We start from the raw sequence: 23,799 nt of genomic DNA, 5'->3' as shown, positions 1-23,799 counted from the left end.
CGTCACTCGGAGTAAGATGCTGCGAGGAGAGTGCCGACCGGGAGTTCGTCAGTTCTCGCTTTCGAGGTCCTCGAACGCGGAGGTATCACCGAGATCGCGGTAGACGGCGGCGATGTCGCGTTCCTCGTCGAACTGGCGGAGCGTCTCGTCGAGGTTCGCGCGGAGTTCAGAGAGGCGCGCGTCGAGTTCGCGGTACTCGTCGTTCTCCTCCAAAGCGGCCGCCTCCTTCTCCGATTCGAGGAGCGCCTTCTTCGAGGCGAGCGAGAACAGTTCCTGCACGCCGTCGTTGTAGGAATTCCTGAGGAGAAGGTTGTCGACCGTCTCTTCGAGCGCCTCTTTCGAGACGGGTTTGACGAGATAGTCGTCGAATCCCATGGCGACGATGTCGAAGTCCGGTTCGACGGCCGTCACCATAGCGACGCGGCACTCGAAGCCGCGGCTCCGTATCTCGGTGAGGGCTTCGTCCCCGGAGAGGTCCGGCATGCGGCGGTCGAGGAGGACGACGTCGACGTCATCGTCGAGTTGGTCGAGCGCCTCGTGACCGCCGTAGGCGACGCGGACACGGCAGTTCTCTCTGAGCCACGTTGCGTACAGGTCGGCGAGGTCCGGCTCATCTTCTACGATGAGCACGAGCGGCTGGTCAGCACTCATTTGTATGTCCGTGGTGTTCCCGGAACACGCACGTCATCGAATGAATCGCGTGGGCATATCAAGATACCCCTTATTCCGTCTGACGTGAACGTATTGGTTCCGGTCCACATGGATATTCAGTCAGAAGTTCGCAACTACTTAGATTTATATGTTTCGGCCTATTTCGCACGGAATGATACGCGAGCGCAAACAGCTCACTCCACCACGCCGGTGATAGTCACGCGCGTCGCTTCCACCTCTTCGAGGACGGCCCCCCAACCGCCGACGCTGTAGGACCCCTCGTCGGTTCGGAGGGTGAAACACACCTGCCCGGCCAACTGCGAGAGGGCGGGCGTCCCGTCTGTCTCCGCCGCGCCCGAGTAGTGGAGTTCGACGATGTCTCCCGAGAGCTCGACGGCCGCGCCGGTCGCAGTGTCGAACCCCGTCACCGACGCGCGGACGGTCGCCCCCGCGGAGAAGGAGGGTTCGATGGTGCGGACACACCGACGGATGTCGGCGAAGACGAACGGCGGGTCGTCGTCCCCCTCGGCGTAGACGACGTCCCACACCTCCCACAGACAGGTCTGAAAGTACCAGTGGAAGACGTACGTGAGCGTGTAGTCGTTGACCAACACCCCGTACTGGTTCAGCGAGTTCGCGTGGGGCGCAAAGCAGGTCCCGGTCCGGTCGACGAGGAGGACGAACGGCGTCGGCAGCGTTCGGTGGCGGGCCTCGGTGACGACGCCCTCGAAGTCGGCGACGTCGAACGCCGAGGGGTCGGCGTCGGGGTCGGTGTGCAGCGACACCTTCACGATGGCGTCGTTCTCGTACGCCTCCCGGAGTGCGGGCCGGAGCTTCTCGTACTGTTCGGGCGTCGCCGACAACTGCACCTCGTTCTCCGCGTCGCGGATGAACGACGCGGCGCGTTGGAGCACCGTGTCGAACCGCTTGACGATGCTCAGCATGTGCCGGTCGACTTCGGGTTCTTCCCAGCGGTCCTCTATCTCGTCGGCCGCCGTCTCCAGCATCGTCGCGCGGTCGCGGAAGTCGTCGAGGACGGTCTCCGGGTCGCACGCCCGCGCGTGCAGGCTGTCCTGCTCGTACGTCTCGATGTACCCCTTCGCTTCTAAGTCTCTGAGCACGTCGTAGATGCGCGCGGTGGGGACCGCGCAGGCGTCGGCCAACTCCGTGGCGCTGGCGGTGCCTAACTGCAGGAGGGTGTTGTACGCCTCCGCTTGGTACTGCGAGAGCCCCGCGTCCTCGAGGGCGTCACGCAACTCCGTGGAGTTCATGCACTCCGTCGTGATTGAACCGCATTAATCATCATTGTTCCGGAGGACCACTACAGGAGATGTAACACAGTCAGCGTGAACGCGGGAAGAGGTGAACCACGGCGTCGAGCCTCGAACGGTCCGTTTCGAGACGGGGACACCGCCGGTGTGGTCGGCGGGCGGAGGAAGGCGGGGAAGAGCAGCCGGTTCGGGCGAGAGAATCTACTCGTTCTGCGGGCTGTAGTTGGGCGCCTCGTCGGTGATCATCACGTCGTGGGGGTGGCCTTCGGTCTGTCCGGCGCTGGAGACGCGGACGAACTCGGCGCGCTCTTTGAACCCGGGGAGCGTCTCGGCGCCGACGTAGCCCATGCCCGAGCGCATCCCGCCGACGAGTTGGTGGAGTTCGGAGGCGAGCGTACCCTTGTACGGCGTCGCCGCCTCGACGCCCTCGGGGACGAACTCCTCGTCCTCGTCGGCGTCCTTGAGGTAGCGGTCGCCGCCGCCGGATTTCATCGCGCCGACGGAGCCCATGCCGCGGTACTGTTTGTACTTCTTGCCGTTCATCGTGATGACGCGACCGGGCGCCTCCTCGGTTCCGGCGAAGTACGAACCGAGCATGACGGCGTCGGCGCCGGCGGCGATGGCTTTGATGGCGTCGCCGGAGTAGCGGATACCTCCGTCGGCGATGACCGGCACGCCCTCGGGGGCGGCCACGTCGGCGACTTCGGCGACGGCGGTTATCTGCGGCATTCCGGCGCCGGAGACGACGCGGGTCGTACAGATGGAGCCGGGACCGATGCCGACTTTGAGACCGTCGGCGAAGTCGACGGCCGCCTCGGCGGCCTCGCGAGTGCCGACGTTGCCGACGACGACGTCAGCCTCGACGGACTGCTTTATCTCGCGGGCGCTGTCGAGGACGTTGAGGTTGTGCGCGTGCGCGCAGTCGATAAACAGCACGTCGGCGCCGGCCTCGTCGGCCGCCGTCGCGCGGTCGGACTCGAACGGGCCGACGGCGACGCCGCAGACGAGGCGGCCGTCGTCGTCGCGCGCGGCGTTCTCGTGTTCGCGACGCTGGAGGATGCTCTGCATCGTCACCAGACCGACGAGGTGGCCCCCCTCGTCGACGACGGGGACCCGCTCTATCTTGTGGTCGTACATGAGTTCCAAGGCGTCGCGGGCGGTCACGTCGCGGGCGGCCGTGATGACCTCGTCGGTCATCGCCTCGCGGACGGCGTCGGACTCGCCGACTTCGAGGTACGGGCGGATGTCGGTGCCGGAGATGATGCCGAGGACCTCGTCGTCGTCGTCGACGACGGGAGCGCCGGAGACGCCCTGACGCTCCATCATCAGGTCCACCTCGCTGATCGTCTGAGAGGGACGGGCCGTCACGACGTTCTCGCGGCGGATGACGAGTTCGTCGGCGCGCTTTACGCGCTCTATCTCTGTGATCATCGTCTCGACGTCCATGTTCTGGTGGAGGACGCCGAGACCTCCCTCGCGAGCCATCCCGATGGCCATGCCGCTCTCGGTAACGGTGTCCATCGCCGCAGAGAGCACGGGGAGATTCAGTTCGACGTTCTTCGAGACGGCCGTCGACACGTCCGCTTCGTCGGGTTCGACCCGGCTCTCCATCGGGCGGAGCAGTACGTCGTCGAACGTCAGTGCCTCTGGAACGCGCAGTTTCTCGGAGAAGGATTCTCGGTCCGGAACGTCGTTCGCCATGTAAATCGTCCAGACTCCTGCGACAAAAGAGTTGCGAGACAACACGGCCGTGCAGTTCAGTGGCATTCCAGTGAGCCAGATATCCACGTCCGAGCATATCTGTCGCTCCGCGAAGAACTCGTCGCGTCCACCGGAAACCGAGCGACGGCGGCGGGAGCCGCATCTCGCAAGAATCACCCGAACCACCACGCAGTGCCGATAAATGGTCGGTGAAAATCTCTATCAGCGAAGAAACGTAGCCTTCTTCAAGTAGCCTTCAGAGAGATATTGATTCCCGTGCCGCGGAGTCTCACACAAATTTTAATAGTTTAGTACGGCTGTTTACAGATATGGACTCCGAGTGTCCCGCTGCATCGCGCATCGCCGGCCAGACGAGCTTCGATTCCGGCATTTTCTTCGGCTTTACAGCGATGTGGCGGACATTCGCGTTCGGGAAACCGACTCTCCCGACTCTCGCGGCGCTCGGAGGACTCGCGGCCACCGACGACGGGTCGACTGGCTTGCGTTCGTATCACCGCTTGGCCGATGGTGACGGCCGCTAGCGCTGGATGAGCGTCTCACAACACCCCGTCGCGCTTCGCTTAGAGCAGCAGGTGGGGGGAGCGACGCGCCTCCTCGCGACGGTCATGGCGCTGCCCCTCGTCGACGGTATCTTCCCCGCGCTCGTCATCGCGGGCGCGATGAGCGGGCCCATCGGCATCCTCCAGACCGGACTGCTCATCTTCGGCGGGTCGGCCACCGTCGCGGTCATTCTCGCCGAGATGGAGGGAACCCGCCGCGAGCAGGTGACGTCGATACTCCTCCTCGGCGCCGTTCTCCTTCCGGTCGCCGGACTGGAAGCGATGTTCGCGAGGACGCTGCAGACGGTGTTGAACTTCGACGTGTTCCACCGCTTCGCCGGGCTTGTCATCCTCGCCGTCGCGGCGAAGACGGCCTCCTCGGAGGTCGGCGAGAAGCTTCCGTCCCCGAGCGTCATCATCGGCCTCGGACTGGTCGCGAGCTTCGACCCCTCGAACCCGAAGCTGATACTGAACCTCGGCGGGGAGATGCTGACGACCGTCTCGCACGCCGTCGCGGCGGCCGGAACGGGCGTCGCCTTCGCGCTCGCCGTCGCGCTGCTCGCGCCGCGTCTGCGCGGCGCGGTCGACATCGACCGCTTCCGCTTCGGCAGTTCCGTCGCGCTCGGGATGCTGGCGCTGGACGTGCTCGGGGTGCTCCCGACGCAGCGTCCCATCGCGCTGGGCGTCCTCGCCGTGACGGCGCTGTTCGCCTACGACCGCTCGGCCGGCGAGTCGGCCGAGGAGGCGGCCACCGACGACGACCCGTCCGCCGCGGAGGACGCGCCCGCCGCCACCGCCGCCGCCACCGTCGCCGACGGGGGCGACCGCTCGAAGTCGACCCGTGATGACTCCGGCGGCGACACCGCGTCGGACGCCGGCTACGGCTACCCCAGCGACAGCGATTCGCGCGCCCCGTGGCTCTGAGCCCGCCGGATCGCCACTCTCCGTTTCTTCCCGTTCGTTCCGTCCCCGACAGCCCCCGCAACGCGGAGGACTTACCACGGTCCCGTTCGTCCGCCCGGTATGAGCAACCGCGTCGTCGAAGGACGGATGGTGACGCCGGAGCGACTCGCAGAACTCGTCGAAGGGGAGAAACCCCTGGAGGCGGAGTCCATCGAAGACGCCGACAGGGAGTGTCCCGAGTGCGGCGGCAACGTCATCTCGGTGGGCTACATGCCGAGCGTGACGGAGTTCGTGACGGCCTACAAATGTCAGGACTGCGAGTGGGCCGAGACCGACCGCGACTGACGGGAGCCAATCGAAATTCCTTTACGTGGAATCGCCATACGAGGAGACGCAGACAGCGGGGTCGTGGCCAAGCCCGGCATGGCGACTGACTCCAGAGGCGACGCGCCCGGGACGAAACTCCAGACTGATATACCGAGCGACCGACTGATCATCGGTCGCGTTGACGACCCTCTGGAGTTCCGAGGCGCACACCGGAGATATCAGTCGATCGGGGGTTCAAATCCCTCCGACCCCACTACTATCTTAACTCACTCCTCTGAGCGTCCGCTCTCCACCTCTCCTTCCGTACTCACTAGATCGAGGTCGAGCGCTCGGTGAATCCGGTCGACGATATGTGCTTGTCAGCACTCGTGCGAAGTTCGCAGGCGGAACTCCCACCGAGCGAGAATCCACTAGTGAGGTCATAGGTCGCCGTCGCATAGAGGCTGCAATGGCAGAAATCGGAGCCGTAGACGCACACGGAGGGGCCATCGGCGAACTCGACCGGCGTACTGACGAGGAAAACCTCGTCGTGACGCTCGTCGAACGGGTGGCCGCGACGCTCGGTCGGGACCCGATCGACCTCCCGTCGCTGTCGAAGGAGGTCGACCTCGAAGCGGTCGCGACGCTCGGGGCGGCCCCGGGCGCGACGGTCAGCTTCCAAGCCTGCGACTGCGCGGTGTTCGTCGGGAGCAGCGGCGACGTCTCCGTCTCGCGACTCGATGCAGAGCCGTTCGAGGGGGCGGCGTAGATACGGTCCTCGGAGAAACGGGAATGTCCCTCTGCCGTCGAACCGAGCCGAACTGGACCGAGCCGAACAGACGGGATTTCTGCCTCGCGGTCGGGTCAGTCGGCCAGTTCGGCGTGGGGGCGGTCGAACTCCACGTCGGTCCCGTCCTCGCGGCAGACTTCGAGGGCGTGCTTCGCCGCGAACCCGGCGTCGTGCGCGGTGGCGCCGGTGCCGACGCCGACTTTGAGTTCGACGCCGGCCTCCTCGGAGACGTGGCGAATCGCGTCGCGGTAGTCTCCCTCGGTCATGGCCGGACAGACCGAGATGATGTTGTCGCCGCCGACGAAAAAGGAGAGCGCGTCGTCCTCCTCGCGGAGGTAGCGCATCAGCGTCGCGTAGCCCTGCTCGATCTGGATGAACGAGTCGAACTCGTTGAGCCGGTCGGTGTACTTGCCCGTCGCGTCGTTCACGTCGAAGTGGGCGATCTGAACGTCCTCGCCCGCCCGTTCGGCGTCCGAGAGGGTGCTTCCCGAGAGCACCTCGCGCCGGTCGCCGTCCTGTGCGCTACCGGCGGTCTGGAGGCCGGCGGTGCCCGATTCGAGCGCCTCGATGGGCGAGGGGTCGACGCCGACGCCGAGGCTTATCGTCACCGGATAGCGGTTGCCGATGGAGTCCTGCAGCAGTTCGTGGTCCGCGTCGTCGAGGCCGTTCGTGACGGCTACCATGTTGTCGAAGCGGGTGAAAAAGACGTAGCCGTTCCGGCTCCCGACGAACTGCGCGAGGTCCGCGAACAGCCGCGACTGAAGCGTCTGGAGGTCCATCTCTCGGCGCGGCTCCGGGGTGACGGTCCACGGACCGTAGTTGTCTATTTGAACGAGCGAGAGCTGCGTGTTCGTCACGTTCGGAGACAGGAAGTTCGAGCATATCGTTCTTTGGTTATGCGCGCGGACGCGCCGCTATTCGACGTTCCCGACGCGGACTCGTTCACTTCGCGCTCGCGCGCCTCCGGCGGACGTACCTGTCGTGCGCCACGTCGAGCGTTATCCAGACTACTACCCACGTCAGGATGCCGACGAACGTGACCACCGTCGTCGAGAGCAGCGGAACGAGGCTCGCGACGCCGACCAGCACGGAGTAGGTGAGGAACACCGAGAGCACCGCAACCGCGAGTCCGACCGCGCCGAACGCGTAGTGGCTCCGCGCCCCGGGCGTGTACGGCCCCGTCGACGCCCCATCTTCCGCTCGCACCACGAGTACGTTCATAATTAATAGTCAACCCCATCCCACATAATTGTTACCGAGGCACACGGATATCGTAGTTCGCAGCAAGGGGAGCGCTCCCCCATCGATTAAACCCGGACGCCGCCCAAGTGAGAGCGATGAACTTCCGAGGCGTCGTCCTCGACGTGGACGGCACGGTGGTGCGCGGGGACGAACTGATTCCGGGCGCGGGAGACGGACTGGATGCGCTCGCGGCCGCCGGCGTGAAACGCGTGTTCGTCTCGAACAACCCGACGAAACCGCCCGGGGCGTACGTCGACCGGTTCGCCGGCGTCGGCCTCGAAGTATCGCCCGAGGAGGTGATAACCGCCGGGTCGGTGACGGCCCGGTACCTCCGCGAGGAACGACCCGACGACGACCTGTTCGTCGTCGGCGAGTCGGGGTTGGTGGACATCCTCACCGACGCCGGCCTCTCGGTGGTCGGCGCCGACGACTCCCCCGACGCGCTGGTCGCGTCCGTCGACCACGAGTTCGACTACGACGCGATGTGTCAGGCGCTCTGGACGCTCTCCGATGAGTCCGTCGGCTTCGTCGGCACCGATCCGGACGTGGTTATCCCCGCCGTCGGACGGGACGTGCCGGGGTCGGGAGCGGTCATCAACGCCATCGCGGGCGTCGCCGAACGCGAACCCGACGCGGTGCTGGGTAAGCCCTCGGAGACGGCGCGCGAGATGGCGCTCGAACGCCTCGGCGTCCCCGCGGCGTCCGTTCTCGTCGTCGGCGACAGACTGAACACGGACATCGCTCTCGGCGAACGCGCCGGCATGACGACGGTGCTGGTGAAGACGGGCGTGACGGACGACGCCACCCTCGCGGAATCGTCGGTGACGCCCGATTACGTCCTCGATTCGCTGGGCGAAATCGGCGGTCTGCTGGACGAACTGGCGGAGTAGCCGCACGCCCCGGCCGGGCATCGGAGTCGGCGGATCGAGGAAACGTTCAACGGACGGAGTCTCGACGGGGACGAACCGTTAAGCCTGCACCGACCGTATCCCTTGGTGAGAGACACCAATGGGCAAGAAAATTCTCATGCTCGTCGGCGACTTCGTCGAGGACTACGAGACGATGGTACCGTTTCAGGCGCTTCAGGCCGTCGGCCACGAGGTGGACGCCGTCTGTCCGGAGAAAGAGGCCGGCGAGACGGTGAAGACGGCTATCCACGACTTCCGGGGCGACCAGACCTACTTGGAGGAACGCGGCCACGACTTCGAGGTGACGGCGACGTTCGACGACGTAGACCCCGCGGCGTACGACGCCCTCGTCGTCCCCGGCGGCCGGGCGCCCGAGTATCTCCGGACGTACGAGGCGGTGCTCGATATCGTCCGACATTTCTTCGAGGAGGACAAGCCGGTGGCGTCGCTCTGCCACGGGCCTCAGATTCTCGCCGCGGCGGGCGTCCTCGACGACTACGAGATGACGGCGTACCCCGCCGTCCGCGCCGAAGTCGAGGCGGCCGGATGCGCGTGGACCGACGAGGTGACCGTCGACGGCAACCTCGTCACCGCGCAGGCGTGGCCCGACCACCCGGAGTGGTTGGCGGAGTTCTTCGACCTCCTCGGAACCGAGGTGACCGACCGGGAGGTCGCCACCGCCGACGACTGAGGTGGGACGATCGAAGGGTGGATGGACCGAAGGCCCGACACACCGACCGGCGCGACGACGGCCGGAGGCCGTCCGACCGGAATGGTGGTTCGTCCCCGTTTTCCGGCGACCGCGGTCGGACACGCAGCGTGTGCTACGTTTCCCCGATTGTGAATGTCTGACAAAGACTTATATCGGATAGTGCGGTATAGAGTAGCATGGAAGGTCAGCCGAACAGCCCGTACGTCTTCGACGACGACGGAGAACTACACGGACCGTACGTCTCGCGCGACGAGGTGGAAGAGAGCCCTATCGACGACCCCGAAGAACGGGAGGTCGTCATCGTGGAGGGACAGGCCATGAGTTACCGAGCGTATCACCGACGCTGATCCTCCCGCCCCGGACGGCCGGGGCGTCTCCAGTTCCTAACGCCGTCGCTCCGCGGAGTGACGGCCGTAAAGAAGAGCGGGTCGGAGGCGCGCGCGGCGGTTAGAAGGCGTCGCCGTGGGCTTCGATCTCGGCGTGCAGTCCCTCGCGGAGCGCCGAGTGGACGTGACAGATGTCCTCGGCGCGGGAGACGATCTCCTCGAGGTCGTCGTCGTCGACGTCCTCTTCCACGTGGACCGAAAAGCGGATGGCTTCCAGGTCGTCGTCGTCGTCGATGTCGGCGTCGGCGTCGATCTGGACCTTCCCGAGGTCCTCGTGACCCGTCTTGTTGGCGCCGACGCGGAAGGCCGGCAGGAAGCACGACGCGTAGTCCGCGACGAGTACCTGGTTCGGGTCGGGACCCTCCTCGCCCGTGGCGTCGATGGTGAGTTCGAAGTCGCCGACCTGACTCGTCGAGGCGAAGCCCTCTTCGCTAACGGTAGAAGTTTCGATATCGCTCATGCGTCTCTACGGTCGGGACGCCTCGTCCCTAAATGTTGCTCAAGCGGGTGTGCGGCGTGGCAGCCCTCGACATATTCCGAGTATCAGTTTCGATATTCATCTTCCATAGGTATATATCCTTTAGGCGTAGTTTCTCGAGTTAGAATATGAAGGGGAAATCCAGCAGGGACGGGATATCGATCCACGGGGGTGTCGTCGTCGTCCTCGTCCTGGCGATGGCGATATCTCACGGTATCATATCTGCGAGCGCAGCGGCGTGTCCGACCGCGGGCGCGGCGGACTGCCGACTCGTCGGCGGTGGGTCGGCGGCCGTCGAATCCGCCGTTCGGACGGCGTCGCTAACCGGACCGGCGGGCATCGTCGGCGCGCCGCCACCGTGGGGGAACGGCCTGTCGAACGAGCGGAGGGATGACGACCGAGGCGACGCCGGTTCGGGGTCGTCGAAGTCCGACGACACGTCGAGGAGCGGACCCGGAGCGGCCGACAGAGGCGAGACCGCAGAGGACGGCGCTGGCGCTCACGGAGGCAGCGACGGCGCCTCCGGTCGGAACGGAACCGCATCCGGGCGCCCGACGAACGCGACCCATCCGGGCGACGGCGCCGGGAACAGTTCCGCCAACGCGACCGGTCGCGACCCGCTCGCGGCCGTCCCCGCGGCGGTGAACCTCACGGCCCGCGGAAAGTCGAAGGGCCGCGGCGAGACTCTCGTGAACGCGTCCGTCGACGAGGTTCGGAAGGGCCAGCGCGTGCGTATTAACCTCGATGCGCGCCGGAACGCCCTCCTGAACCGCTCGAACGCCTCGGACGTGGCCATCTCGAACATCGACCTGACGCCGACGCGGAACGGGTCGTTCACGATGAACCTCACCACGGCCGAGCGCATCGAAGGCTCGCCCGAGTTCCAGACCGACGACGGGGCGGAGACGCTCTCGCACGTCCGCGTCGAGCACTCCATCTCGAACGCCGAACTGAACGGCACCGTCGGCATCGGGTTCGAAGTGTCGAAGGCGCGCCTCGAAAACGGAAGCGTCGCCCCCGAGAACGTGGCGCTCTACCGATACGAGAACGGTTCGTGGACCGAACTCCCGACCGAAGTCGTCGACGAGACGCACGAGACGGTCCGCTTCCGCGCGCAGTCGCCCGGCCTCTCCGAGTTCGCCGCCGGCGCGAAGCGTGCGCGGTTCAGCGTCGAGACGGTCGACGTGGCCGTCGAGGAGATAGCCGCCGGCGACAACGTCCAAGTTCACGTCACTATCGGCAACGACGGGGGCGCCGACGGGGAGTTCGTCGCCCAACTCATCCTCGACGGAACGGCCGTCGAGGAGCGCTCGCTCACCATCGCGGCCGGGGGACAGCGACAGACGCTGTTCGACCACACCGTCGCCGACGCCGGCGAGTACGAGGTCCGGGTGAACGACGTCGTCGCCGGGTCCGTCGTCGTCCGCCAACCCGTCGCGGGAACGTCGGCGACCGAAGCGGAAACGACCGAACCGGGCACCGAACCCGCGCCAACGGTGACCGGAACCGACGTCGCCAGTCCCCTATTCCATCCGACGGCGCTCGTCCTCGTGATACTCGTCGCCATCGTGGCGCGGGTCCGCCGCCGCTGAGCCGGCGCGCTCGCTTCTCTCTCTCTCTCGGTCGAGAACGATACTGTTGCGCCGTTCGTCGTCCGAAACGGCCGATGTACGGGGCGCGCGTTCGACGCTTGACGACGCTACCGCGTGTCCCGCATTCGGTAGAGTAGCGACACGGCGGCGGCGAGCTATCGGGACGACGACCATCGCCTCCCTTCTCGACGGTTGGTCTCGGCAACGCCCGCTTCGCCCTTCTCGGTCTGATGTGCGCTTCGGTCGGCGTCGCGTACGTCCGGTTCGAGGGGTGCGTTTTCGAGTACTAGACTCACCTGGTCGATGACTCGGTCGTTCCGGTTTCACGATTCGAGCCTGGCGAAAGAGACGCGCTCCCGGCTACCGTTCTCCGACTGCTCTCGGGTGGCGACTACCGCGGCTTCGACCCGTCCCCGCCGCTCGCCTCGCCGTCCTCCACGGCCTCCATCTCGTCCGCGAGTGGCAGTCTGAGCGTGACGACGCTCCCGCGAGGGTCGTTCTCCTCGAACGCGACGGACCCGCCGGAACGGCCGACGAGCCACTTCGTCACCCACAGGCCGATACCGCTGCCGTGGTCGAGGGCCGTCTCCTCGCCCTCGGCGAGCACCGACCGCTCGTGCTCGGGGATTCCGGGCCCGTCGTCCGCGACGGCGACCGTCGCCTCGTCGCCGTCGGCGCCGACGACGACGGCGACCGACGGGGTCCCCTCGTGGTGGACGCACGCGTTCTCGACGACGTTCCGAACCGCGTCCCCGATACCGGGAACGACGCGGACGGCGAGGGAGTCGGGCGTCGTCGGCGTCAGTTCGGCCTCGGGGTGATCCGCCGCGACGTCCGCGAGGGCGTCCTCCACGACCGTCACGAGGTCGAGCGTCGCGGGGTCGGTCTCGTCGAGGCGTCGGTCGAACACGCGCGCCTTCTCGCTGACGGCGACGAGCCGTTCTCCCCGCCGAAGTATCGTCTCGGCCGCCCGCGCCGTCTCCGGGTCCTCCGCTCGCGAGGCGACGACGTCGGCGTAGCCGAGGACGACGTTCATCTCGTTTCTGACGTTGTGCCGGAGGACGCGGTTCAGGACGCCGAGTCGCTGCTCGCGCTCTCTGAGTGCCGTCTCGCGCTCGTCGAGTCCGGTCGAGAGCGCGTTGAACCCGTCGCTGATCCGCGCCCACTCCTCGGCCGACCGCAGGTCGAGCGTGCGGTCGTACTCGCCCACCCGAAGCGCCTCGAAGCCGTCGAGCAACTGTCGCGTCTGTCGGAGCGTCGTGCGGTGTTCGGTCCACCACAGCAGTCCGACCAACAGCAGCACCGACAGCAGGCCCACGCCCTGCGCGGCGCCGAGCGTCCGAATCCGCGCGTCGAGGGTCGCCCGGTCGCGTTCGACGGTGACCGTCCACCCGTACGGCACCACGGCGGCCCGTCCCGTCATCGCGCGCTCGAACGGCCCCCGGCTCTCGTACAGCACCGCATCGCCGACGCTGACGGTGACGCGCTGGTCGTGGCGCACCAGCGGCACGACCGGTTCGAGAAACGTGTCCGGTGAGACGTACATCGAGGCGGCCAGCACGCCGACGACGCGTCCCTCGCGCAGTACCGGCGCGCTGACGACGACGAGATACTGGTCGTGCGAGGAGACGTACTCGGGGGTGGAAACGGACGACCCGCGGTAGCGGGCGGCGGTGAAGTACTCCTCGTCGCTCACGTCGGACCCGAGCGTCGACTCGCGGACCGCTTCGTCTATCTGCCCGCCGAACGCGAGGACGGTCCCGTTCGCGTCGATGACCTGTACCGCCGAGAAGCGGCTGTTGTCGACGATGCCGTCTATCACCGCCGAATTGTCCGAGAAGTTCGCCACCTCGGGCTGGGAGGCGACGTAGCCGAGGTAGTCGGCGCGTTCGTCGAGCGAGGAGGCGAGTTGGGACGCGCCGAGCGTCGCCGACTCTTCGACGGCCGACTCGCTGCGCTGGAGCTCCTCCTGTTTGTACAGCTCTAACCCGCCGTAGGTGGCGGCGCTCAAGATGAGCGTGACCGCGACGAGTACGACGGCCAGCTTGGTCTGTAGTTTCACCCGTCGCTTTCCCCCTTCGTTCTCGTACGGTTTGATTTCAGTTCACGTATACTTATCGGGTTTATATAATTTCAAGAGAGAGGTAGTGACTCGGCTCCGAGTTCGCGACGGCTCGTTCGGAAAATCGGGGTTGCGGCCGGCAATTACTCCAGCGTGAACGTCTCGTCGCCGTCGAGGACGTGCACCTCGGCGTCCGAACCGGTCGCCTTCACCTCTCGCTCGAAGTCGTCGACGTCGATTTCGACGGGCGGGAAGGTGTCGTAGTGCATCGGGAACGCGTGGTCGACGTCCAACCAGTCGACGGCGATGGCGGCCTGCACCGGCCCCATCGTGAAGTGGTCGCCGCAGGGGAGTGCGGCCGCGTCGGGTTCGAGATACGGACCGATGACGTCTTTCATCTCGGACATCAGCCCCGTGTCGCCGGCGTGATAGAACGTCGTCGCGTCGGCGTCGGACTCCTGTGTCGGCTTCTTGTCGCTGAGGAGGAAGCCGACGGGCACCCCGAAGTCGTTCTCGTAACTCGTGTTGAGGCCGTTCGTGTGGTCGGCGCGGTGCATCGTGACGAACGCGTCGTCGCACTCGACGGTGCCGCCCATGTTCATGCCGATGCTGTCGGTGAAGCCCTCCTCGTCCTCCATGTACCCCGTGAGTTCGGGGACGCCGACCACCGTCGCGTCCGTGAACGCGCCGGCGTCGGAGATGTGGTCGGCGTGGCTGTGCGTCAACAGGAGGTAGTCGGGGTCCTCCACGTCGGACGGCGAGAGGTCCGTGAACGGGTTGTCGAAGAACGGGTCGATGAGGAACGTCGTGCCGTCGACGTCGACGTGCCAGGTGGAGTGGCCGTGCCAGGTGAGTTCCATCGTCATAATCGTGTGCCACTTGTGCCCTCGGGCGCATAAATCCAACAGTCCGGAGACAGGTCTGCTCGTTTCGTCGGATAGAGATAGTCGGCAGTCGAGGACATTCCTACCGACCGAAAATAGTTTCTTGAGATGACACGTGCTCCGTTCGGTATGGAACACGAGATATCCGCCGGACCGTCGTTCGCGCTGCTGACCGTCTCGCTGGCGGAGAGCGAGTCCCTCCGCGCCGAGTCGGGCGCGATGGTGAGCCACGACACGGCCATCGAGATGGAGACGAATGCGACGGGCGGGTTTCTGAAGTCCATCAGGCGCGCGTTCGGCGGCGAGAGCTTCTTTCAGAACACCTTTCGCGCGACGGCGCCGGGGGACGTCCAGTTCGCCCCGCCGCTGCCGGGCGACATTTCCCACGTCGAGTTGACGGGGGAGACGCTGTACGTGCAGTCGGGGTCGTACCTCGCGGGCGACGCGGGCCTCGATGTGGACACGGAGTTCGGCGGCGCGCGGACGTTCTTCGGCGGCGAGGGCCTCTTTCTCCTGAAGGTGACGGGGAGCGGTCCGCTGTTCCTGTCGAGTTACGGCGCCATCGAGGAGATATCGCTCGACGACCGGGAGTCGTTCGTCGTCGACACGGGCCACGTCGTCGCCTTCGAGGACACCGCCGAGTTCACCGTTCGACGCGTGGGCGGCCTCCGGTCGACGCTGACCAGCGGCGAGGGCCTCGTCTGCGAGTTCGGCGGCAGCGGCACGGTGTGGGTGCAGTCGCGGAGTCCCGACGCGTTCCTCTCGTGGCTCATCCCCAAACTCCCGCGGCCGGCCCCGAACACGCAGTAATCGAGCGGAGGGGAAACCGGGCGATTTTCCGCGAAGGAAAGAACGAAACCGCCGCGGAGTGACACGGCGTCCATGCACCGCGTACGCTTCCGCGACCCGGCGGGTTCGGTCCGCGACGGCCAGTGGCACGACGACGGCGTCTCCTTCGCCGACCGAACGTACTCGCTCGACGAAGTCGACGTGCTCCCGCCGTGCGAACCGACGAAACTGGTCTGCATCGGCCGCAACTACGCCGAACACGCCGACGAGATGGACAACGACCTTCCGGACCGACCGCTCCTCTTTCTCAAACCGCCGAACGCGCTGGCCGCCCACGGGGACACGGTGACCGTACCCGAGGGGAAAGACCGCATCGACTGGGAGGCCGAACTCGCCGTCGTCATCGGCGCGCAGGCCCGCGACGTCGACGCCGAGGATGCGATGGACTACGTCGCCGGCTACACCTGCATGAACGACATCTCGAATCGGGACGACCAGAACGAAGAGCAAAACTGGGTGCGCGGGAAGGCGTTCGACAACTCCGCGCCACTCGGTCCGACCCTCGCCACCGTCGACGAGGTGCCCGACGACGCCGCCATCGAACTCCGCGTGAACGGCGAGACGAAGCAGTCCTCGACCATCGAGCACATGATATTCTCGGTGCCCGAACTCATCGAGGAGATAACGGCGTACGTGACGCTGGAACCCGGCGACGTGATATCGACGGGCACGCCCGCGGGCGTGGGCGCCCTCTCCGACGGCGACAGCGTCGAAGTCGAAGTGGAGGGCGTCGGCGTCCTCGAACACGACGTGCGCGTTCCGTGAGATAGGAGCCAGAACGAGGTTTTTTGGCCGTCTCCGCGATGATTTTAGTCGAGTTAGCGTTTCCACGAGTGCTCTCGCCGATACAGATACACCGCGCCGGGGACGACGGCGAGGAGTGGGACCGCCGACGAGAGAACGTAGACCAACGACTTCCCTCTCGAAGACTCGAACTTTCCCGTTTTTCGAGAGTCCATCAGTATTGACGTCGGAAGGAGTGGCCAAGAGACCAGTACCAGCAGACCGGCGAGGGCAGTCGCGACGTTGAGTATCGCTAGTAACCAAACGAGTCCCCAACTACCTGTCGCTACTGCGATGCCGTAGAACCACTTGGACCGAGACAGGTCCAAAGTTGAGGGTTCCGTCCCGGCCACGGACTGCCTGACGGATTCAGAACCGCGCTCTTCCGCCTGTCGGTTCGTTTTCACTCCGAACGTCGGTCGGAGCAACCGTTTCACTCTCTGAATCGGGTCGGTCGGTGTTTCCTACCGACGACACCGAGTCGTTCGTCTGTCTCGACTCCTCTTCGATGGTCAGTTGTTCTTCCCTCGCTGATGGAGAGGAGGCACTCGAATCGACAGCCGACGGTTCGTCGTTCGAGTCGAGCACCGACGAGAGGACGTTCTTTCCTTTTTTCTTGAACCGCCGAAGTTGTTGGTGGGTCTCCCAGTACTCTCTCCCTTCCTCCGAGAGCCACGCACCGTCCCTCACACCGCGCTTGATGACTCCGACGACGCCGGTCGACTCTCCGCCCTCGATAGCGCTCGGCTTGATGTAGTCGGTGAGGTCCGCAACGTACACCTCGCCGTCGTCGTTCGTGTGGATGTCCTCTTTCAGGAAGACGAGCTGGGTTTTCCGCTCATCAAACTCTCGCTCGAAGCCGTAGAGGTCCACGTCCTCGAAGACGCCCAACTCCTTTGCGTCGTGCGGATTCAGTTCGACAACCGTACGGGCGCGCTCCATCGCCCGCGTCGCCAGATACTGTTCGTCCCGTATGCAGTCGTCGAAGTCCTTTCCGAGAGCATCCTCGATTTCGGTCCGTTCTTCGGCCGTGAGACGGTGCAGAGTAGGAGAATCGTTCATCTGATGACCCTTCTGACTCCGGCGGTCCGTTTGGTCCCGCTCCTCGGTTCTTTGTGGTCGGCCGATGTACTCTTCGACAACGCCCTAGGCACCGAGACCGCCGATTAAATCCACCAGTCCCTTCCCGTCGATGAGTTTCACGTTGAGGTCCTTCGCCCGGTCTTCGGCAGAGCCGGTGAAACGACCGGTGGTGACGATTATCGACTCGTCGGTGTCCGGTTCCTGTTGTTTCAACGCAGCATACTGCTGGACGTTCGGTCCAGTAACCGGGTTATCGTCGCTGTATCGCTTCGCCTGAATCAGTACCTTCCTCCGATACGGAGACGACTGCGTCGCACGCACGTCGACACCTGCGTCAGCGGACTGCTGCTCCACGTCGGCGTCCCAGCCCTGAAGTTCCCACAAGTCGGCAACGAGATGTTCGAATTCGTAGTCGTCCATCGCTTGTAACCGTCGTCGAAGCCGCTCTGGGTCCCAGCCTTCGGCTTCGTGCCCCGATTCCATGCTCGTTCGTGACACTGTATCATCAAAAGTGCATCTTTCGTCGTTTTCGCCGAAGGCCGTTTCTGTGGAGACATCGTTTCGTTCCCGTCGGTCTCGTCGACCTCAGGCGATGACGCTCGGCCGGTGTAAGCACCCTTAAGAACCGGCGGCGGCATCGTTCGACCATGCGACCGAGGGACCTCTCCGCGCACCAAGCGTACGTACCCGGACGCGGCGCCGAGGAGGTGGCCCGCGAACTCGGGATGGACCCCGACGAGTTGACGAAGCTATCCTCGAACGAGAACCCGCACGGGCCGAGTCCCGACGCGGTGGCCGCCATCGAGGGCGCCGCCCCGGAGGTGCACGTCTACCCGAAGTCCGCGCACACGGACCTCACGGACGCCCTCGCGGACCGCTGGAATCTCGCCTCAGAACAGGTGTGGGTCAGCGCCGGCGCCGACGGCGCCCTCGATTACCTCTCGCGGGCGTTCCTCGAACCGGGCGACCGCGTACTCACGCCGAATCCGGGCTTCGCCTACTACCCGATGTCCGCGCGCTACCACCACGGCGAGGTGGCCGAGTACGGACTGTCGAAGGCCGACGACTTCGCGCAGACGGCCGACGTCGTCCTCGACGCCTACGACGGCGAGCGCATCGTCTACGTCACGACGCCGCACAACCCGACGGGGTCGGAGATGGGGCGGGACGATATCGTCGACCTGCTCGAATCCGTGGCGGACGACACGCTCGTCGTCGTCGACGAGGCGTACGGCGAGTACAGCGAGAAACCGTCTTCTATCGACCTGCTCTCCGAGCACGACAACCTCGCCGTCACGCGCACGTTCTCGAAGGCGTTCGGCCTCGCGGGCCTCCGCATCGGCTACGCCGCCGTGCCCGAGTCGTGGGCCGATGCCTACGCCCGCGTCAACACGCCGTTCGCGGCGAGCGAGGTGGCCTGCCGGGCCGCCCTCGCCGCCCTCGGCGACGAGGCGCACGTCGAGAAGTCGGTGGAGACGGCGAAGTGGGCCCGTCAGTACTACCGCGACGAACTCGACGCGGAGACGTGGCCCTCCGGGGCCAACTTCGTCCTCGCGTCGGTGGGCGACGCGTCCGCCGTCGCCGAGGCGGCCCAGCGTCGCGGCGTCATCGTCCGCGACACGAGCAGTTTCGGCCTCCCCGAGTGCATCCGCGTCTCCTGCGGCACGCGCGAGGAGACGAGGCGCGCCGTCGAGGTGCTGAACGAGGTCATCGCCGACGCGGACGCGGGGGTCCCCGAAGCGTGACGCGCCGAATCGTCCTCACCGGCACGCCCGGCACGGGCAAGACCACCGTCTCCGAACTCGTCGCCGAACGGACCGGCCTCGACGTGGTCCACCTGAACGACGAGATACGCGACGAGCGACTGTACACCGAACGCGACGCCGAACGCGACTCGCTCGTCGCCGACGTCGAGGCGATAACTGAGTGGCTCGGCGAGTGGGACGGCATCGTCGAGTCGCACCTCTCGCACCTGCTCGACGCCGACGTCGCCGTCGTCCTGCGCTGTCACCCGGAGGAACTGGAGCGGCGACTCCGCGACCGGGGCGAGTCGGAGGCGAAGGCCCGCGAAAACGCGGAGAGCGAGGCGCTGGACGTCGTCCTCTCGGAGGCCGTCGACCGCTTCGGGACGGAGGCGGTGTACGAGATAGACACGACCGACCGCTCGCCCGACGCCGTCGCCGACGACGTGGTGGCGGCCGTCGAGGGCGAGACGGACCCCCGCGCCGGGACCGTGAACTTCATCGACTACCTATGAGGGCGACCCGATGACGCTCGACCGCTACCGCTCCGTCGCGGACCGCCTGCTCGACCCGTTCGTCGGCGCGGCCGACCGACTCGGCTTCTCGCCCGACGGCGTGAGCGTCGTCGCCTTCGCGTTTGCCGTCGCCGCCGGCGTTGCGTTCTACCTCGGGACTCCCCTCTGGTACGCCCTCGGCGGCGTCTTCGTCTTCCTGAACGGGTGGCTCGACCTCGTGGATGGCGCCCTCGCCCGCGCCCAGGGCGTCTCCTCGGACGGCGGCGACCTGTTGGACCACGTGCTCGACCGCTACGCGGACATCGCCATGCTCGTCGGCCTCGCCGCCGGTATCGACTCCTACGCCCTCGGCCTCGCCGCGGTCACGGGCGTGCTGATGACCTCCTACCTGGGAACGCAGATACAGGCGGTCGGCCTCGGACGCCAGTACGGCGGCCTCGTCGGCCGCGCGGACCGTCTGGCGCTCATCGGCCTCGTCGCGTTCGTCGCCGCCGCCGTCCCCCGGCCGGTGTTCGGACTCACCCCGGTCGGGTGGCTCCTGGTGTTCTTCGCGGTCATCGGCCACTTCACCGCGCTCCAGCGGTTCTGGGGCGCGTGGTCGGATCTCTCCTGACCGACCGGGTTCGGCGCGCGTCCGCCCCTGTCGCTCCCGTTTCGCCGACGCCCGCCTCGTCGGCCCCAACGAATCGCCGTCGTCGCACGTTTTATAAGCCGCCTCCGACTATCACGCACCATGCCCCAGTGCGAAATGTGCGGCAAGGAGCGACCGTCGCTCACGACGGTCAAAGTCGAAGGGGCCGAACTCGAACTCTGTGACGACTGTTCGCAGTTCGGAACCGAAGTCCGCACCGAGTCGAGTTCATCGGGCTCGACGAAGTACTCCACGTCGAGTTCGTCGGGGTCGTCCTCGTCGTCCGACTCGTCGGGCTCCGGGTCCTCGGGCGGCGGCGGTGGCTCCTCCCAGCGCCGGCGCGACATGTTCGACGACATGGACGAGATAGCGGGCGACTACGACGACCGCATCCGCGACGCCCGCGAGGAACGCGGCATGAGCCAAGAAGACCTCGCGAGCGCGCTCAACGAGAAGGCGAGCCTCATCCGCAAGCTCGAACGCGGCGACATCCTCCCGCCGGACAAGGTTCGGAAGAAACTGGAACGGAAGCTCGAAATCTCGCTCGTCGAGGGCGGCGACGACGAGGAGAACGAGTGGTCCGGCGGGTCCTCGACGACGACCACGCTCGGCGACGTGGTCAAGCGGAAGGACTGACGCTCTCGCTCTTCACTCTTCGGTGAGAAAGCGCGCGCGAACGTCGAGCGACAGGTCCGCGACGATACCGATGGTCACCGCCGCTCCCTCCAGCAGCGACGACGCCTCGGCGTGCGAGAGCGGTTCCGCGCGCCCGGAGGCGGCGCCGCCCTCGCCCTCGCTTCTCTCGGGGTCGGCGGCGAATCGGAACGGCTCCGGGTCGACTCGGTCGCCGGTCACCGTCGGCCGGTGGCGGAGGACGCCCTCGTCGGTGCGCAGATAGAGCACGTCCGGCGTCGCCTTCAGCGCCGCCAGCCAGTCGTCGGGGGCGACCGAGTCGGCGTCGCGCCACCCGGCGACGGCCTCGACTACGGGCTGGAGCGCGCCGACGCGTTCGGTGTCCGACTCGTCTTCGAGGTGCCGTTGGAGGGTCTCGGCCACCGTCGCGGGGTCGCCGGCGACCGGCCCCGATCCGTCCGGGTCGTCCATGCGGGACCCCTCGCGCTCCGCCCTCAAAAGAGAGCGGGATGCTGAACCTATTTTGCATCCCACCGTTAACTCCCACTCGTGTTCATCCTCGTCAACCTCAAGGCGTACCCGTGCGACCCCATCGAAGTAGCGACCGCGGCCCGCGACGTGGCCGAGGACTCCGACGTCCGCATCGCCGTCTCGCCGCAGGCGGCGGACCTGCGCCGCGTCGCCGACACCGGCGTCGAGACGTGGGCCCAGCACGTCGACCCGAACGACTACGGCAGCCACACCGGCAGCACGCTGGCCGAGTCCGTCTCGGAGGCGGGCGCCGCGGGAACGCTCGTCAACCACTCCGAGAAGCGCATGAAACTCGCCGACATCGACGGCTCCGTCCGGGCCGCCGAGCGCGCCGGACTGGAGACGTGCGTCTGCGCGAACAACCCGGCGCAGATAGGCGCCGTCGCGGCTCTCGGCCCCGACTCGGTCGCCGTCGAACCGCCGGAACTCATCGGCGGCGACGACTCCGTGGCCTCGGCCGACCCCGACATCGTCCGCGACGCCGTCGAGGCGGCCGCGAACGTCGACGAGGACGTCGAGGTGTTCTGCGGCGCCGGCATCTCCACCGGCGACGACGTGGCGGCCGCCGGCGACCTGGGCGCGACGGGCATCCTTCTCGCCTCGGGTGTCGCCAAGGCCGACGACCCCCGTGCGGCGCTGGAAGACCTCGTCGAACCGCTGTAGAGAGAAAAAACGCGCGAGAGCGCTCAGTCGTCGGCTTCCGCCTCGTCCCCGTCGACCCGCCCGCCCTTTCTGTCTCCTTCGGCATCCGCGTCCGTCGTCGGCACGAACGCCGACTCGACGGCCGAGACGACCGCCGAGAGCTCTGCTTCGTCGAGTCTGTCCGCGAACGTCTCGCGGACGAGTTCGGGGATGACGTAGGCGTAGCGCCCGCGACCGACGTGCTCGATGAACCCGGCGCGCCGGAGCGGACCGTTACGGCTGTAGGCGAGTTGCTTGTCGCCGACTTCGCCGGCCCCGACGTGCGCGTCCACCGGGTCGCAGGCGTCCGTCCCGCGGTAGAAGGCGAGCATGCGACGGGACGCCTCGGGCAGACCGGCGACGACGTCCGTCAGTCGTTCGACCACGTCCTCGCGGCCGGTGAGGCCGCCGACGTCGCTGTGGGCGCGTTCGGGGGCGACCGAGGACTCCTCGGTTCCCGTGTCGGCGCCGATATCGACGTTGTCGACGCCGACATCGGCGAACGCGTCCGCGTCAAGGCCGGGGTAGGCGTCTCCGGCGGCCGACGCGACCGCCTCTTCTTCCTCGGAGGCGTCGTCCCGTCCGTCGGCGTCCGTCTCGTCCGTCTTTTCTCTCTCCGTCTCCTTGACCGCTCCCGACGTGTCCGCCCTCGGCGCGTCCGCCGCTTCGCCGTTCGCCGCCGCGCCGTCCGGCGTCGCCGCCTCCGCGGCGTCGTACTCGGCCAGGGCCGACTGCTCCTCCTCGGGTCGCCCGAGGTTCCGCCCCTGTCCGCCGCGGTACGGCGACTCCGACTTCCGGAACATCGCCTGCGCGAACTGGTCGGCCATGCGCGAGAGGTCACGGGCCTCCTCCAGTTCGCGCTCTAAGTCGCGTATCCGCGCCTCCTTGCGCTCTAACTGCTGTCGCAGGTCGGCTATCTCGGACTCGCGGCGCGCCTTCTCGTCGGAGATGTCCTCCAACTCCGAGACGAGGGTGCCGTCGACGGACTTCAGGTCGGGGCGCTCGAAGTCGTCGAGGCCGGGCGTCGCGCCGGCGTCGAACGTGTTCTTTTTTCTGAACTGCACCCTCCGAATCGACTCGGACCAGTCGGTGGCGAGGAACGCCTCCCCGTTGGCCATGTCTTCGATGGCGTCGGCGTATTCCGATCCCAGAATCCTGCCGACGACCTTCGTGTCGTTGTTCCACGTCAGGCGGTGCCAGCAGAGCCAGTCGCACTGGGTGATGAAGTCCTTCTTCACGTCGGCGGGTCGCTGGGAGATGCCCACAATGCCGAGGCCGTGTTTCCGGCCCCGCTTGCCGATTTTGATGAGCATCTTGCCCGCCTCGTCCATCCCGCCCCCCTCGGGGATGTACTCGTGACACTCCTCGACGAGCATCAAGAACGGCTTTTTCAGCTTCTTCTCCTTGGCGAAGAGGTTCTTCGCCACTTCGGTGAGCAGTTTCTGCGCGTCTCCGTCGTCGAGGTAGCCGGAGACGTCGAGGATGATGGGAACGTTCTGCTCTAAGGCGAGGTGCGCGAGTTTCTCCGCGTGTTCGGGGCTGACCTGGATGTCGCACTCGTCGTCGGCGCCCGCGTGCAGGAGTTCGAACTGCTCTTTTAATCCGTAGTACTCCCCGTCGGTGTCGACGATGAGCACCGGGAAGTTGTTCGACAGCAGTTTCTCGATGACCACCGACGCGGTGTTGGACTTTCCGGACCCCGACTTGCCGGTGATGAACCCCCGGCCGGTCAGGATGTCGACCACCGGCAGTTCCACCGGCGACCCCGGGTCCGCGCTCGCGTCTCCCCCCACGCCGTCGCGCACGTCCGCGACGGTGATAGTCTCGGTTTCCTCGCTCATCTACCGGTTCGTCCGCGCGCGTCCTCATAGTTCCTCCCCTCGCGTCCGTCGCGCGTCGGACGCG

27 protein-coding genes and 1 tRNA gene are annotated in these 23,799 nt (G+C 66.5%); 16 read left to right on the top strand and 12 right to left on the bottom strand.

What is annotated here, in order from left to right; genetic code table 11:
• Positions 1 to 48 precede the first annotated feature (48 nt).
• The 3 genes from C474_RS20325 to guaB all read right to left on the bottom strand — a co-directional run bounded on the left by C474_RS20325 (position 49) and on the right by guaB (position 3,623).
• Positions 49 to 651 (bottom strand): HalX domain-containing protein, encoded by a 603-nt coding sequence (locus C474_RS20325; RefSeq protein ID WP_008390196.1) that lies wholly within the window; start codon positions 649 to 651, stop codon positions 49 to 51.
• 194 nt (positions 652 to 845) lie between these two features.
• Positions 846 to 1,922 (bottom strand): TrmB family transcriptional regulator, encoded by a 1,077-nt coding sequence (locus C474_RS20320; protein ID WP_008390195.1) that lies wholly within the window; start codon positions 1,920 to 1,922, stop codon positions 846 to 848.
• A gap of 201 nt (positions 1,923 to 2,123) precedes the next feature.
• Positions 2,124 to 3,623 (bottom strand): IMP dehydrogenase, encoded by a 1,500-nt coding sequence (guaB, locus tag C474_RS20315; RefSeq protein WP_008390193.1) that lies wholly within the window; start codon positions 3,621 to 3,623, stop codon positions 2,124 to 2,126.
• A gap of 329 nt (positions 3,624 to 3,952) precedes the next feature.
• Between guaB and C474_RS20310 the strand changes: the two genes are divergently transcribed.
• The 5 genes from C474_RS20310 (at position 3,953) to C474_RS20290 (ending at position 6,161) form a co-directional block, all read left to right on the top strand.
• The gene (locus tag C474_RS20310) at positions 3,953 to 4,165 is read left to right on the top strand and encodes a hypothetical protein (RefSeq protein WP_008390191.1); all 213 of its coding nucleotides are present in this window, start codon (positions 3,953 to 3,955) and stop codon (positions 4,163 to 4,165) included.
• 6 nt (positions 4,166 to 4,171) lie between these two features.
• Complete coding sequence (locus C474_RS20305; protein WP_008390189.1) at positions 4,172 to 5,107, top strand: DUF5794 domain-containing protein; 936 nt, start codon at positions 4,172 to 4,174, stop codon at positions 5,105 to 5,107.
• Positions 5,108 to 5,206: 99 nt separating this feature from the next.
• Positions 5,207 to 5,431 (top strand): DUF5795 family protein, encoded by a 225-nt coding sequence (locus C474_RS20300; protein WP_008390177.1) that lies wholly within the window; start codon positions 5,207 to 5,209, stop codon positions 5,429 to 5,431.
• Between the two features lie 57 nt (positions 5,432 to 5,488).
• A tRNA-Trp gene (locus C474_RS22255) sits at positions 5,489 to 5,666 on the top strand.
• Positions 5,667 to 5,861: 195 nt separating this feature from the next.
• Positions 5,862 to 6,161, top strand: coding sequence for a HalOD1 output domain-containing protein (locus C474_RS20290; RefSeq protein WP_008390175.1), 300 nt, complete (start codon positions 5,862 to 5,864; stop codon positions 6,159 to 6,161).
• Positions 6,162 to 6,256: 95 nt separating this feature from the next.
• Here the strand turns inward: C474_RS20290 and C474_RS20285 are convergent, their stop codons facing one another.
• Together C474_RS20285 and C474_RS20280 are read right to left on the bottom strand one after the other, a co-directional pair.
• Positions 6,257 to 7,039 carry a GTP cyclohydrolase III gene (locus C474_RS20285; protein ID WP_008390173.1) on the bottom strand — a complete coding sequence of 261 codons (783 nt, stop codon included), beginning with the start codon at positions 7,037 to 7,039 and terminating at the stop codon, positions 6,257 to 6,259.
• Between the two features lie 85 nt (positions 7,040 to 7,124).
• Entirely contained in the window at positions 7,125 to 7,403 is a 279-nt protein-coding gene (locus tag C474_RS20280) for a hypothetical protein (protein ID WP_008390171.1), read from the bottom strand.
• 116 nt (positions 7,404 to 7,519) lie between these two features.
• Here C474_RS20280 and C474_RS20275 point away from each other — a divergent pair, with 116 nt between their 5' ends.
• The 3 genes from C474_RS20275 (at position 7,520) to C474_RS22790 (ending at position 9,391) form a co-directional block, all read left to right on the top strand.
• Positions 7,520 to 8,314, top strand: coding sequence for an HAD-IIA family hydrolase (locus C474_RS20275; protein WP_008390169.1), 795 nt, complete (start codon positions 7,520 to 7,522; stop codon positions 8,312 to 8,314).
• 118 nt (positions 8,315 to 8,432) lie between these two features.
• Positions 8,433 to 9,023, top strand: a complete 591-nt coding sequence (locus tag C474_RS20270) for a DJ-1/PfpI family protein (RefSeq protein WP_008390166.1) — start codon at positions 8,433 to 8,435, stop codon at positions 9,021 to 9,023.
• A gap of 197 nt (positions 9,024 to 9,220) precedes the next feature.
• Positions 9,221 to 9,391 carry a hypothetical protein gene (locus tag C474_RS22790; RefSeq protein ID WP_008390164.1) on the top strand — a complete coding sequence of 57 codons (171 nt, stop codon included), beginning with the start codon at positions 9,221 to 9,223 and terminating at the stop codon, positions 9,389 to 9,391.
• 100 nt (positions 9,392 to 9,491) lie between these two features.
• On the opposite strand, the gene C474_RS20265 is transcribed toward C474_RS22790, so the two are convergent.
• Complete coding sequence (locus tag C474_RS20265; protein ID WP_008390162.1) at positions 9,492 to 9,890, bottom strand: OsmC family protein; 399 nt, start codon at positions 9,888 to 9,890, stop codon at positions 9,492 to 9,494.
• A gap of 146 nt (positions 9,891 to 10,036) precedes the next feature.
• Here C474_RS20265 and C474_RS20260 point away from each other — a divergent pair, with 146 nt between their 5' ends.
• The gene (locus tag C474_RS20260; RefSeq protein ID WP_008390159.1) at positions 10,037 to 11,500 is read left to right on the top strand and encodes a PGF-pre-PGF domain-containing protein; all 1,464 of its coding nucleotides are present in this window, start codon (positions 10,037 to 10,039) and stop codon (positions 11,498 to 11,500) included.
• Positions 11,501 to 11,891: 391 nt separating this feature from the next.
• On the opposite strand, the gene C474_RS20255 is transcribed toward C474_RS20260, so the two are convergent.
• Together C474_RS20255 and C474_RS20250 are read right to left on the bottom strand one after the other, a co-directional pair.
• The gene (locus tag C474_RS20255) at positions 11,892 to 13,562 is read right to left on the bottom strand and encodes a sensor histidine kinase (protein WP_008390158.1); all 1,671 of its coding nucleotides are present in this window, start codon (positions 13,560 to 13,562) and stop codon (positions 11,892 to 11,894) included.
• A 143-nt stretch (positions 13,563 to 13,705) separates the two neighbouring features.
• Entirely contained in the window at positions 13,706 to 14,422 is a 717-nt protein-coding gene (locus tag C474_RS20250; protein ID WP_008390156.1) for a metal-dependent hydrolase, read from the bottom strand.
• A 153-nt stretch (positions 14,423 to 14,575) separates the two neighbouring features.
• Between C474_RS20250 and C474_RS20245 the strand changes: the two genes are divergently transcribed.
• Both C474_RS20245 and C474_RS20240 read left to right on the top strand, forming a co-directional pair.
• A complete protein-coding gene (locus C474_RS20245) occupies positions 14,576 to 15,256 on the top strand; it encodes a TIGR00266 family protein (RefSeq protein ID WP_008390154.1) in 681 nt (226 codons plus the stop codon).
• A gap of 72 nt (positions 15,257 to 15,328) precedes the next feature.
• Entirely contained in the window at positions 15,329 to 16,060 is a 732-nt protein-coding gene (locus tag C474_RS20240; RefSeq protein ID WP_008390152.1) for a fumarylacetoacetate hydrolase family protein, read from the top strand.
• A gap of 387 nt (positions 16,061 to 16,447) precedes the next feature.
• On the opposite strand, the gene C474_RS20235 is transcribed toward C474_RS20240, so the two are convergent.
• Positions 16,448 to 17,140 carry a hypothetical protein gene (locus C474_RS20235; protein WP_008390150.1) on the bottom strand — a complete coding sequence of 231 codons (693 nt, stop codon included), beginning with the start codon at positions 17,138 to 17,140 and terminating at the stop codon, positions 16,448 to 16,450.
• Between the two features lie 84 nt (positions 17,141 to 17,224).
• The gene (locus C474_RS20230; protein ID WP_008390148.1) at positions 17,225 to 17,581 is read right to left on the bottom strand and encodes a restriction endonuclease; all 357 of its coding nucleotides are present in this window, start codon (positions 17,579 to 17,581) and stop codon (positions 17,225 to 17,227) included.
• Positions 17,582 to 17,808: 227 nt separating this feature from the next.
• Between C474_RS20230 and hisC the strand changes: the two genes are divergently transcribed.
• The 4 genes from hisC (at position 17,809) to C474_RS20210 (ending at position 20,685) form a co-directional block, all read left to right on the top strand.
• Complete coding sequence (gene hisC / locus C474_RS20225) at positions 17,809 to 18,906, top strand: histidinol-phosphate transaminase (protein WP_008390146.1); 1,098 nt, start codon at positions 17,809 to 17,811, stop codon at positions 18,904 to 18,906.
• Positions 18,903 to 19,418 carry an adenylate kinase family protein gene (locus C474_RS20220; protein WP_008390144.1) on the top strand — a complete coding sequence of 172 codons (516 nt, stop codon included), beginning with the start codon at positions 18,903 to 18,905 and terminating at the stop codon, positions 19,416 to 19,418. The genes hisC and C474_RS20220 overlap by 4 nt, the downstream gene beginning before the upstream one ends.
• 10 nt (positions 19,419 to 19,428) lie before the next feature.
• A complete protein-coding gene (locus C474_RS20215; protein ID WP_008390143.1) occupies positions 19,429 to 20,031 on the top strand; it encodes a CDP-alcohol phosphatidyltransferase family protein in 603 nt (200 codons plus the stop codon).
• Between the two features lie 120 nt (positions 20,032 to 20,151).
• Entirely contained in the window at positions 20,152 to 20,685 is a 534-nt protein-coding gene (locus C474_RS20210) for a multiprotein bridging factor aMBF1 (protein WP_008390140.1), read from the top strand.
• A 12-nt stretch (positions 20,686 to 20,697) separates the two neighbouring features.
• Here the strand turns inward: C474_RS20210 and C474_RS20205 are convergent, their stop codons facing one another.
• Positions 20,698 to 21,153 carry a hypothetical protein gene (locus tag C474_RS20205; RefSeq protein ID WP_008390139.1) on the bottom strand — a complete coding sequence of 152 codons (456 nt, stop codon included), beginning with the start codon at positions 21,151 to 21,153 and terminating at the stop codon, positions 20,698 to 20,700.
• A gap of 78 nt (positions 21,154 to 21,231) precedes the next feature.
• Here C474_RS20205 and tpiA point away from each other — a divergent pair, with 78 nt between their 5' ends.
• Positions 21,232 to 21,876, top strand: coding sequence for a triose-phosphate isomerase (tpiA, locus tag C474_RS20200; RefSeq protein ID WP_008390137.1), 645 nt, complete (start codon positions 21,232 to 21,234; stop codon positions 21,874 to 21,876).
• Positions 21,877 to 21,899: 23 nt separating this feature from the next.
• Here the strand turns inward: tpiA and C474_RS20195 are convergent, their stop codons facing one another.
• On the bottom strand, positions 21,900 to 23,735 hold the full coding sequence (locus C474_RS20195) for an ATP-binding protein (protein WP_008390135.1): 1,836 nt from the start codon (positions 23,733 to 23,735) through the stop codon (positions 21,900 to 21,902).
• Positions 23,736 to 23,799 lie beyond the last annotated feature (64 nt).

The organism is Halogeometricum pallidum JCM 14848 (genome assembly GCF_000337095.1).
Taxonomy (GTDB): Archaea; Halobacteriota; Halobacteria; order Halobacteriales; family Haloferacaceae; genus Halogeometricum; species Halogeometricum pallidum.
Note: the sequence above shows the minus strand (reverse complement) of the source record. Positions and strands in the feature narration are given on the sequence as shown.

Excerpts from the sequence above, each read along its gene's own strand:
- C474_RS20325 (WP_008390196.1), bottom strand. The coding sequence starts at position 651 with ATGAGTGCTGACCAGCCGCTCGTGCTCATCGTAGAAGATGAGCCGGAC.
- C474_RS20320 (WP_008390195.1), bottom strand. The coding sequence starts at position 1,922 with ATGAACTCCACGGAGTTGCGTGACGCCCTCGAGGACGCGGGGCTCTCG.
- guaB (WP_008390193.1), bottom strand. The coding sequence starts at position 3,623 with ATGGCGAACGACGTTCCGGACCGAGAATCCTTCTCCGAGAAACTGCGC.
- C474_RS20310 (WP_008390191.1), top strand. The coding sequence starts at position 3,953 with ATGGACTCCGAGTGTCCCGCTGCATCGCGCATCGCCGGCCAGACGAGC.
- C474_RS20305 (WP_008390189.1), top strand. The coding sequence starts at position 4,172 with ATGAGCGTCTCACAACACCCCGTCGCGCTTCGCTTAGAGCAGCAGGTG.
- C474_RS20300 (WP_008390177.1), top strand. The coding sequence starts at position 5,207 with ATGAGCAACCGCGTCGTCGAAGGACGGATGGTGACGCCGGAGCGACTC.
- C474_RS20290 (WP_008390175.1), top strand. The coding sequence starts at position 5,862 with ATGGCAGAAATCGGAGCCGTAGACGCACACGGAGGGGCCATCGGCGAA.
- C474_RS20280 (WP_008390171.1), bottom strand. The coding sequence starts at position 7,403 with ATGAACGTACTCGTGGTGCGAGCGGAAGATGGGGCGTCGACGGGGCCG.
- C474_RS20275 (WP_008390169.1), top strand. The coding sequence starts at position 7,520 with ATGAACTTCCGAGGCGTCGTCCTCGACGTGGACGGCACGGTGGTGCGC.
- C474_RS20270 (WP_008390166.1), top strand. The coding sequence starts at position 8,433 with ATGGGCAAGAAAATTCTCATGCTCGTCGGCGACTTCGTCGAGGACTAC.
- C474_RS22790 (WP_008390164.1), top strand. The coding sequence starts at position 9,221 with ATGGAAGGTCAGCCGAACAGCCCGTACGTCTTCGACGACGACGGAGAA.
- C474_RS20265 (WP_008390162.1), bottom strand. The coding sequence starts at position 9,890 with ATGAGCGATATCGAAACTTCTACCGTTAGCGAAGAGGGCTTCGCCTCG.
- C474_RS20260 (WP_008390159.1), top strand. The coding sequence starts at position 10,037 with ATGAAGGGGAAATCCAGCAGGGACGGGATATCGATCCACGGGGGTGTC.
- C474_RS20250 (WP_008390156.1), bottom strand. The coding sequence starts at position 14,422 with ATGGAACTCACCTGGCACGGCCACTCCACCTGGCACGTCGACGTCGAC.
- C474_RS20245 (WP_008390154.1), top strand. The coding sequence starts at position 14,576 with ATGGAACACGAGATATCCGCCGGACCGTCGTTCGCGCTGCTGACCGTC.
- C474_RS20240 (WP_008390152.1), top strand. The coding sequence starts at position 15,329 with ATGCACCGCGTACGCTTCCGCGACCCGGCGGGTTCGGTCCGCGACGGC.
- C474_RS20235 (WP_008390150.1), bottom strand. The coding sequence starts at position 17,140 with ATGAACGATTCTCCTACTCTGCACCGTCTCACGGCCGAAGAACGGACC.
- C474_RS20230 (WP_008390148.1), bottom strand. The coding sequence starts at position 17,581 with ATGGACGACTACGAATTCGAACATCTCGTTGCCGACTTGTGGGAACTT.
- hisC (WP_008390146.1), top strand. The coding sequence starts at position 17,809 with ATGCGACCGAGGGACCTCTCCGCGCACCAAGCGTACGTACCCGGACGC.
- C474_RS20215 (WP_008390143.1), top strand. The coding sequence starts at position 19,429 with ATGACGCTCGACCGCTACCGCTCCGTCGCGGACCGCCTGCTCGACCCG.
- C474_RS20210 (WP_008390140.1), top strand. The coding sequence starts at position 20,152 with ATGCCCCAGTGCGAAATGTGCGGCAAGGAGCGACCGTCGCTCACGACG.
- C474_RS20205 (WP_008390139.1), bottom strand. The coding sequence starts at position 21,153 with ATGGACGACCCGGACGGATCGGGGCCGGTCGCCGGCGACCCCGCGACG.
- C474_RS20195 (WP_008390135.1), bottom strand. The coding sequence starts at position 23,735 with ATGAGCGAGGAAACCGAGACTATCACCGTCGCGGACGTGCGCGACGGC.